The sequence below is a fragment of the Solicola agrisoli genome (assembly GCF_049059935.1).
Classification (GTDB): Bacteria; Actinomycetota; Actinomycetes; order Propionibacteriales; family Nocardioidaceae; genus JAURVT01.
Map to the genome: position 1 here is coordinate 1 of NZ_JBMGQR010000121.1, position 7,159 is coordinate 7,159.

The following is a 7,159-nucleotide window of genomic DNA, read 5'->3' on the forward strand; positions in this document are numbered from 1 at the left end:
CAACGGGTGACCGTCCTGGGCACGACGTGAAACATGCGCGCCACCTCACCGGGGGTGAGCAGCGTTGGTGCCTCGTGGGTAGGCGTGGTCATGTCCGCCATTGTGGCCCCGCCCGCTCATGGGCGGGGATCGAACGGACAAACCCGCTTCTGACAGTCGGCCCCGCGGTTGCCGGGAAGGCAGTGAGCTCACCAACACACACAAGTGATCGGCTCAGAGCCGCCCCGGGCAACCCGAGACGTCCGGGGCGGCTCTGTGCTGCTCGGTGACTGGGGTGGCGTCGCCCAATCGTCCGTCGCGTTGTTGGGCGTATACGAGGGTCGGTTGTGGCTCAGAGGCCGACTTGGTCCACGCCGTACACGGCCTGTTCGAGGGTGTACTGGTCGCCGGCGTCGGAGGACAGCTGATCGATCAGGCCGTCGCGAGAGAATGCGGTCATGTCGAGATAGTTCTTGGCCGCCTTGGCGGCCTGCTTGTTCCAGTTCACGTCCAACGAGTCCACGGCGAACTTCGCGTCGGCTCGCGGGTAGCCGTCGCCGGCCTCGGAGGACAGCTGGTCGATCAGACCCTTGCGGGAGAATGGCGCCAGCTCGAGGTAGTTCTTGGCGGACTCGACGGCGTTCTCTTGCGAGGTGGTCAGCTCTGGGGTGGTGTCGGTCGCCGGCTCCTCGTCACCGCCTGACGCGTCGGCGGCTGCCTCGCTGGCTGGTGCGGTCGTGGCCGTCTGATCGTCTGCCACCGGGGTGGGGGAGTCGGTGCCGCCGCTGCCCGCGGCAATCGCGGCGATCAGCATCACGACGAGTGCTGCGCCCCACCAGCGCTTCTTCTTGAACCAGGCGCGGGTGGCCTTGGCGTAGGCCTTGGCTGCCTTGGCTTCGGCGCGCGGGTTCCGCGGCTGCTGTCCGGGCTGAGGCTGCTGGGGGTTCATAGACATGGTGATGTGCTCCCGAGAGTCGACGTGCCACGCGACCCGATATGAGCCGCGACGGACGACCTGCGCGCGGCTGACTGTCGCCGGGCGCGTGTGATCGCGACCACACGGTATGTCCGCGCCACGTCACAGATGGGCGGATTGCCCAAACATCACCCGAATGAACGACCACGGACGGTGTGGCCTAATCACGTCCTCGCTCTGTCATTCGCGGGCAAGCCACAGACCGAGTCTGAGTCGCTGCCGCTCGCAGTACCCGGTGACCAGCAAAGGTGGGTTGAGCGCAAGCGGCGTTCGAACGGCGTCTGGGCGCTGACGGGTGGTCACTAGCGGCCGGTGAGGGGGACACCCCAGTGCGCTGCGTGCTTGTGGTCGCCTTCGAACCAGTACGCGGCGATGCTGAGCACGCACGTGCGTCCGATGGCGGGGGTGGTGCGAGTGAGGGCCCAGCTGGCGCTGCTTCCTGGTGGGAGGTCGAGCGGCTCGAGTGCGTCATGCAACGCGACCAGGGCGCCGGCCAGGGGCACCACGACCATGGTCAGCGTGGTTGCCTCGATACCGCCGGTGTTGGTCACCATCAGGCGGTCGGCCGTGATGCGACCGCACCGATGACTGGCCGGGTCGTCGGCCAGGCGAGTTGGCCGCTGTTGTCGCCAAACCAGCCGCGCGCCGGGGACGTGGCGCTCTGGCATGGTGTCGTTGGACATGTTGCCTTTCTCGTCGGGCCTGGCGAATGCTCATGGTGGCGCAGCGTCCGGTGCCGCGCACGCAGGCGCGCCTTGCACTGTCATGCCCGCTTGCGGTGTCAGCCGAGATCCCCGCCGGTGGCCACCTCCGGGTCTCAGGAGTGTGCGGCTGGGTGGCATGTGGCACAACGCGCTGCGCGTCCGTCATCGAGCTCCACGTGACGGGTCCGCTCGTCACAGCGGCCACACCACGGCCGGCAACCGGGGGAGTGGTTGACCATGTCGAGTTCGGCCAACACGTGGGTGCGGGGGTGGTCGTCCTGGGGGTCGACGCCGCGCAGGTAGCCAGCAAGGACCGCGGCAGGGCGTGTCCTGATGCGGTCGGCGGTGAACGCCGGCTGCTGACGGGCCCGGTCGGTCACGGTGATGTGCGCGAGCACGTCGGCCGCGGTCCATGGCAGCGCGCCGCGAACGAACCGTCTCAGCATTGGGGTGAGCCGCTTGGGGCTCTCCTGGTTCAAGAATGGCACCCGGACGACGAGTTCGGTCGCTAGAGCGGCTGCTGCGGCCTCGCAGAGCCGGCTCTGCAACCACCCCAGGTTTGGGACCCCCTCAAACCTGGCTAGCTGGTGCTGGCGCGCCGAAGGCGTGGCCGGTATTCCGCTCGCACCGCGAGGGAGACCATAGGTATCTGCAGGGTTTTCGGCTGACTGAGCCCTACCACTGGTAGGGGTGACAGTGTCCACAGAGCCGGTGTTTCCAGGCCATGCCGCCAGGCCTAGCCAGGCCGGCACGGTCAGAGCCGACTCGTTGGCCATGCCGCGCTGCGGGGAGCCTTGGTAGCGCGCCTGGAAGCACTCAGTAGCGCTGAGCATGCGGCCCTGGACGACGTCGACGACCAGGCCGAGGTCGCGGGCGGCTGCCCGGCAGCGTTGGACGGTGCGGGTGGACACCTCAAGCAGTGAGGCGACGGTGTCGGGGCGCACGATGCACCGGCGGCCGGTGGCCAGCTCGGCGTACAGCGACTCCGCACGGGCCCAGGCCCGGAACGACTCGATCGACACCCCGTGCTCGGCCAGGACCTCACGGCGCTCGGTCGCGGCCAGCAGGACCACGATGTTCAGCCAGTGCCAGCGCGAGCGCCAGGTCGGCAGCGTGCCGTAGGCACGCTCGGGCGCACAACTGGTACGCACCGACACCACGCCGGGGTGCCGGCGGGGGAGGACGCGCCGGTTCCGCTCACCGTGGCGCAGGAACACGTGTCCGGTGCCTGGTGGGCACTCGCGCATACCGACGACGTAGGTGACGCGACGCGCCGGACCTGTTTTTGGGCGCGGTTGTACGCCTGTTGTTACGTGCTCGGGTATGGTGAACTCCAAGCGCTAGAACGGACCTCGGAGCGCTGGAAGGCACGAAGAGGTTCGTTTGATCGGAGTCACTGACTTCCCGCCGGCAAGCTAGGGTCAGAGACTTTCGGTTCAGGGGCCCGTCACCATTGGTGGCGGGCCCTCGCTTTTGCCCCGATCGGGGCTATGCCGTCTGCTGCAGTGGCAGCTCCTTCTGGTGGCTGGGTCGCGACGGCGTCGGAGCCATGGCCGGCAAGCCGTGCTCGCGTGCGAGCAGAGTGGTCACGTAGTCGGTGATCGTCATGCCCTCGTTCTCAGCGGCATCTCTGACGATGTCGCCCAGCTGGCGCGGGGGGCGAATCATCATCGCGTCGCGGTCGCCCTTGCTGTGGCGACCTCCCTGGCTCTTCCGCACTGTCATGGGCATGATCTTGGCCCCATACGGAAACAGAAACGAGCACATACGCCGCGTGTCGCGATTTCAGTTTCTACAACCTGGGCCGCCCTCAAACCGGCCCGGGGCACACGCCGCGGCCAAGCGGGGGGCCGTGGACAGCGCGCGCCATCCACGGTGTCACGCGTGCGGGGACGGCCTTGAAGACTCTCCTGACATTGGAGGCGCCGCTAACGCGCTGGTGTCGCTCATCAGGAATGCAAAGCGCAAGAGCCGTTCGCGCCGCACGATGAGCGATTGAAGAAGTCAACCGCCGACGTTCTGCAGTGGGTCGGCGAGCCAGAGTAAGACGGACGACGCGCATCAGGTCGCAGACAGTGCTCGCCGACGCTTTGCGCGATCCACGTCGTCGGCGCCTGGTAGTTGGTCTGGTGGGGCTAGACGGTCACCGCACGCCCGTTTCATGCTTGTCAAGGTTTCTTGACAATGGGTGCAGCGTCAAGGACGCTTGACATGTGGAGATCAAGTTGTCGGCCCGCAAGCATGGGGTTACCGACGCCGACATTCTTCACGCGTGGCGCAACGCGCTTCGTCTGGTCGAGGTCGAGTACGACGGCGAGGACAGGCTTCTCGTCATCGGCCCCGACCTGACGGGCGCGTTGCTGGAGCTCGTCGCTCTCCCGGCTGACGAGCCGAACCGCATCATCCACGCGGACCGCATGAGGCCGAAGTTCCTCGGCCTGTTGCGGTAGCGGGCTCCGACCGAAAGGGACGCACCACCATGACGAAGATCAAGGACCAGACCAATACCGACAGTGTCGAGCGCATGCTCGACGACCTCGACCCGGCGACGGTCGAGCCGCGCGACGCCACCCACTTCCGTCGCCTCATCCGTGCCCGCGAGCGCCTCGAAGCAGATGAGATCGAGCTGCGGGCCGCCGTCGCATCCGCGCGCGCCGCAGGCGACTCGTGGACCGTCATCGGCGCGGCGCTAGACATCAGCCGCCAGGCCGCGCAGCAGCGCTTTGGGGAGCCCCGCACTCGACTCGCGGTGTAGGTCGAGAGTGCTTGGGTCTCTCCAAGCGCCAGGAGACGTCGCGAGCCGCCCTCAACCGGAGTCTTCGACCTGGCTGCCAAGCAAGTGGTCACCGACTTTGGGTCCGGGGTCCGTCACCATTGGTGAGCGGGCCCTCACTTCTGCCCCTGCGGGGCTCTAGGCCGTGCGCTGCGTGCAACGAGCGTCGTGGATGGAGTGACTGCCACTTACGCTCGTCTGGTCGGGTCTTGCGGTCCATTGATGCGGGAGGATGAGGCGTGACCGAGATCTTGATGTTGAGGGCATACCTGGTCGCTCGCTACGAGCTGGTCCGCCGCGCTGAGCGCGGTGCGTCAGCGATCGAATGGGCAATCATCAGCGCCATCGTGGTGACGCTTGCTCTGGGGGTGTATGCCGTCATCAACGGCGTCGTCACCACCAGGTCGCAAGAAATTTCCAATGGCGGCTGAGGCGGCCCCGAGCCGCAGTCAGTCGCCCCGTCTTCTCGAGCACCAGCGCACCCCGTCCGTCCGCACACCTGTGGCCGTCGCCGCGTCCTCGATAGTCGATGATGCAGGCAGGAAGAACGACTCGAACGTCGCCCACGGGAACGGCCGCACCGCTGGCCTTGGTTCTGCTGACAAGTACATCTAAAGTAAACTACCTGACATAAGGTAGATTATCGGCGATGTGTCGCGATGTATCGCTTACTGCGGGTGTCGGTCTGCCGTTTCGCGCCTGGACGCCTGCCACGCCTTCTGAACGGTGGCCTCGTCGACGCCCAGGACATCTGCCCACTTGCCAGGTTCGGTGATCCGGGCCGACCCGCGCAGAATCACCCCGGTGTGGCTGGCAGCCATGCCCAACGCCTGAGCCAACGACTCAACGGAATGGCCAGCGTGGAACCGTAGATCGAACAGGCGCGGCGGGTCAGGCGGCGGCGCCAGCTCTGTGGTGGGAACCTCCAAAGCAGCCGCCAGCGCCACGAGCGCGCTGGGCGGTGGGGTGTGCCGTCCCGAGGCGTACGTATGGACCGCGGTTCCGCTGAGATCGGCATGGATAGCCAGCTGCTCAGTGGTCCACCCCTTTGCTTCGCGAGCCATACGCAAGCGCTCGGGGTTCCACGACGTCAGCGATGGGCGGGCCATCCGCCAAGCCTGTATCGATCCTCGGCTCGCCGCTAGTCTCGACGCGACGCGGCAACGAAATATATGGCGGCAATGTATTGCGATGTATCGTGACAACAACTCAGCCGGTTTACTGTGTCACCGTCCGCGCGTTACGGGCGGCTGCGCGGTTGCCGTTTCGAACGGTTTGGTCGGGCGGAAACCTAAGCGCTGCCGGACCCGGTGTCTCGGTTGAGTGCGCTCAAAGCGCGTCCGACAGCCTCGTCGACACCTGCCCGGTCGCCACGGCGAGGTTGCTCCTCGAACGCGCGGCCGAACATGCGGGTGATGAAGTCAAGTTTGGCCTGCGCAGCGTCCTCGTCGCTCACATCTTCAAGGAACGGGACTATGGCACGCAATTCAAGTTCCACGCGCTTGTTCGTGGCGGCCCTCTTGAGCGCCTGAGCTCCAAAGCGGAACGCAACGGCTGCGGCTCCAGCAAAAGTCACGGTCAGCCCAAACTTCAGACCAACGAACTGCCAGGAGACCGCAACGTCGCGTTCGATACCACCCACCGTCTCAAGCAGATACCACCCAAACCACCCGAGGAACCCGAACCCCAACAGGTAGCCGAGCACGCCGACGACGTACTCGCGGTTGGCATAAGAGCCGTAGTCGCGCGCCAGCACAGCGCTGGCCGCTTTGCCCGTGACCCTCTCGACGCTCTGCTTGAGCTCGTTGATCTCGCCCAGCACGTCCTGGCCGCGGGTTCGGGACTCCTCCAACGAGCGCAGCATTGGTTCGGCCTGCTCGTCCACGAGCGCCTTGCGCTGCTCATCTAGCCAAGCCCGGAATGCCTTTTCGCGCGCACTTTGAGCTTCGGACGCTTCGGTCTCGACACTCGCGAGCTTGGCATCCATCGATGCTGTTGCTGAGGTGACCTGCGCCTCGTGCTGGTCGATCGAAGTTTGCAATTCGGTCAGTTGTGTCTCGAGTGCCGCTACCTGTTCGGCGTGCGCACGTTCCCGTTCGTCGGCCTCAGTTTGAAGGCTCTCGTTGCGCTCAATGATGGCCGCCAGGCTGGCTTCGGTGCTCTTCTCGTAGTTCTCGAAGAACTCGTTCTCCAGCTTGCCTGTCCCACCTTGCCGACCACCGGGGTGTGGCCAGGCGCCAATCATGGGAAGGCAGCTCTCGGCAGAAGACAGCGCGTTCTGCAAGTACGCCCGATCCGAGGGGATGCTCGACGCGTTGGCGTTGACGTCGGCCCAGATAGTGGACACCGAGTCGAGCATCCCGGCAGTGAAGTGTCGCCAGTCAGCGCCGCGGAACTTACGTACCTGCGCGCCGATCCATTGAATGCGGCGGCGATCGGCCCGTTGACCGGCAGGAGCCCCGCCTTGGGTCTTGCCCAGCTGAGCAAGCGCGTCATCGACCGCATCCCACAACGGGTGTGCGTCAAACTGTTCCGGTGTCATAGAGCGTCCCGAAAATTTGTACGAAGGTGCCAGCAACGTATGTCACCGGTCCGACAGAACACGCGGCACCGCACTTTTCGCTACCGCGCTGACGCGCCAGTTCAGAACCCGCGCGATACCGCGGCGCCGGCGCGCAGCCAGGCGCGTTGGGTGTCGGGGCGCAGCGCATCAAAGTTGATGATCCC

9 protein-coding genes are annotated in these 7,159 nt (G+C 65.9%); 3 read left to right on the top strand and 6 right to left on the bottom strand.

What is annotated here, in order from left to right; genetic code table 11:
- Positions 1–331: 331 nt before the first annotated feature.
- The 4 genes from ACI6PP_RS22460 to ACI6PP_RS22475 all read right to left on the bottom strand — a co-directional run bounded on the left by ACI6PP_RS22460 (position 332) and on the right by ACI6PP_RS22475 (position 3,384).
- A complete protein-coding gene (locus tag ACI6PP_RS22460) occupies positions 332–928 on the bottom strand; it encodes an Ltp family lipoprotein (RefSeq protein ID WP_421113958.1) in 597 nt (198 codons plus the stop codon).
- 329 nt (positions 929–1,257) lie between these two features.
- Positions 1,258–1,638 (bottom strand): hypothetical protein, encoded by a 381-nt coding sequence (locus tag ACI6PP_RS22465; protein ID WP_421113959.1) that lies wholly within the window; start codon positions 1,636–1,638, stop codon positions 1,258–1,260.
- Positions 1,639–1,772: 134 nt separating this feature from the next.
- Positions 1,773–2,876: a hypothetical protein gene (locus tag ACI6PP_RS22470; protein ID WP_421113960.1), complete on the bottom strand. Its 1,104-nt coding sequence runs from the start codon at positions 2,874–2,876 to the stop codon at positions 1,773–1,775.
- Positions 2,877–3,147: 271 nt separating this feature from the next.
- A complete protein-coding gene (locus tag ACI6PP_RS22475) occupies positions 3,148–3,384 on the bottom strand; it encodes a hypothetical protein (protein WP_421113961.1) in 237 nt (78 codons plus the stop codon).
- 488 nt (positions 3,385–3,872) lie between these two features.
- Here ACI6PP_RS22475 and ACI6PP_RS22480 point away from each other — a divergent pair, with 488 nt between their 5' ends.
- The 3 genes from ACI6PP_RS22480 to ACI6PP_RS22490 all read left to right on the top strand — a co-directional run bounded on the left by ACI6PP_RS22480 (position 3,873) and on the right by ACI6PP_RS22490 (position 4,863).
- Positions 3,873–4,109: a hypothetical protein gene (locus tag ACI6PP_RS22480; RefSeq protein ID WP_421113962.1), complete on the top strand. Its 237-nt coding sequence runs from the start codon at positions 3,873–3,875 to the stop codon at positions 4,107–4,109.
- Between the two features lie 29 nt (positions 4,110–4,138).
- Complete coding sequence (locus tag ACI6PP_RS22485) at positions 4,139–4,414, top strand: hypothetical protein (protein WP_421113963.1); 276 nt, start codon at positions 4,139–4,141, stop codon at positions 4,412–4,414.
- Between the two features lie 257 nt (positions 4,415–4,671).
- Positions 4,672–4,863, top strand: a complete 192-nt coding sequence (locus ACI6PP_RS22490; protein ID WP_421113965.1) for a hypothetical protein — start codon at positions 4,672–4,674, stop codon at positions 4,861–4,863.
- A gap of 237 nt (positions 4,864–5,100) precedes the next feature.
- On the opposite strand, the gene ACI6PP_RS22495 is transcribed toward ACI6PP_RS22490, so the two are convergent.
- Together ACI6PP_RS22495 and ACI6PP_RS22500 are read right to left on the bottom strand one after the other, a co-directional pair.
- The gene (locus ACI6PP_RS22495) at positions 5,101–5,541 is read right to left on the bottom strand and encodes a helix-turn-helix domain-containing protein (RefSeq protein WP_421113966.1); all 441 of its coding nucleotides are present in this window, start codon (positions 5,539–5,541) and stop codon (positions 5,101–5,103) included.
- 182 nt (positions 5,542–5,723) lie between these two features.
- Positions 5,724–6,974, bottom strand: coding sequence for a hypothetical protein (locus ACI6PP_RS22500; protein WP_421113967.1), 1,251 nt, complete (start codon positions 6,972–6,974; stop codon positions 5,724–5,726).
- Between the last annotated feature and the right edge of the window lie 185 nt (positions 6,975–7,159).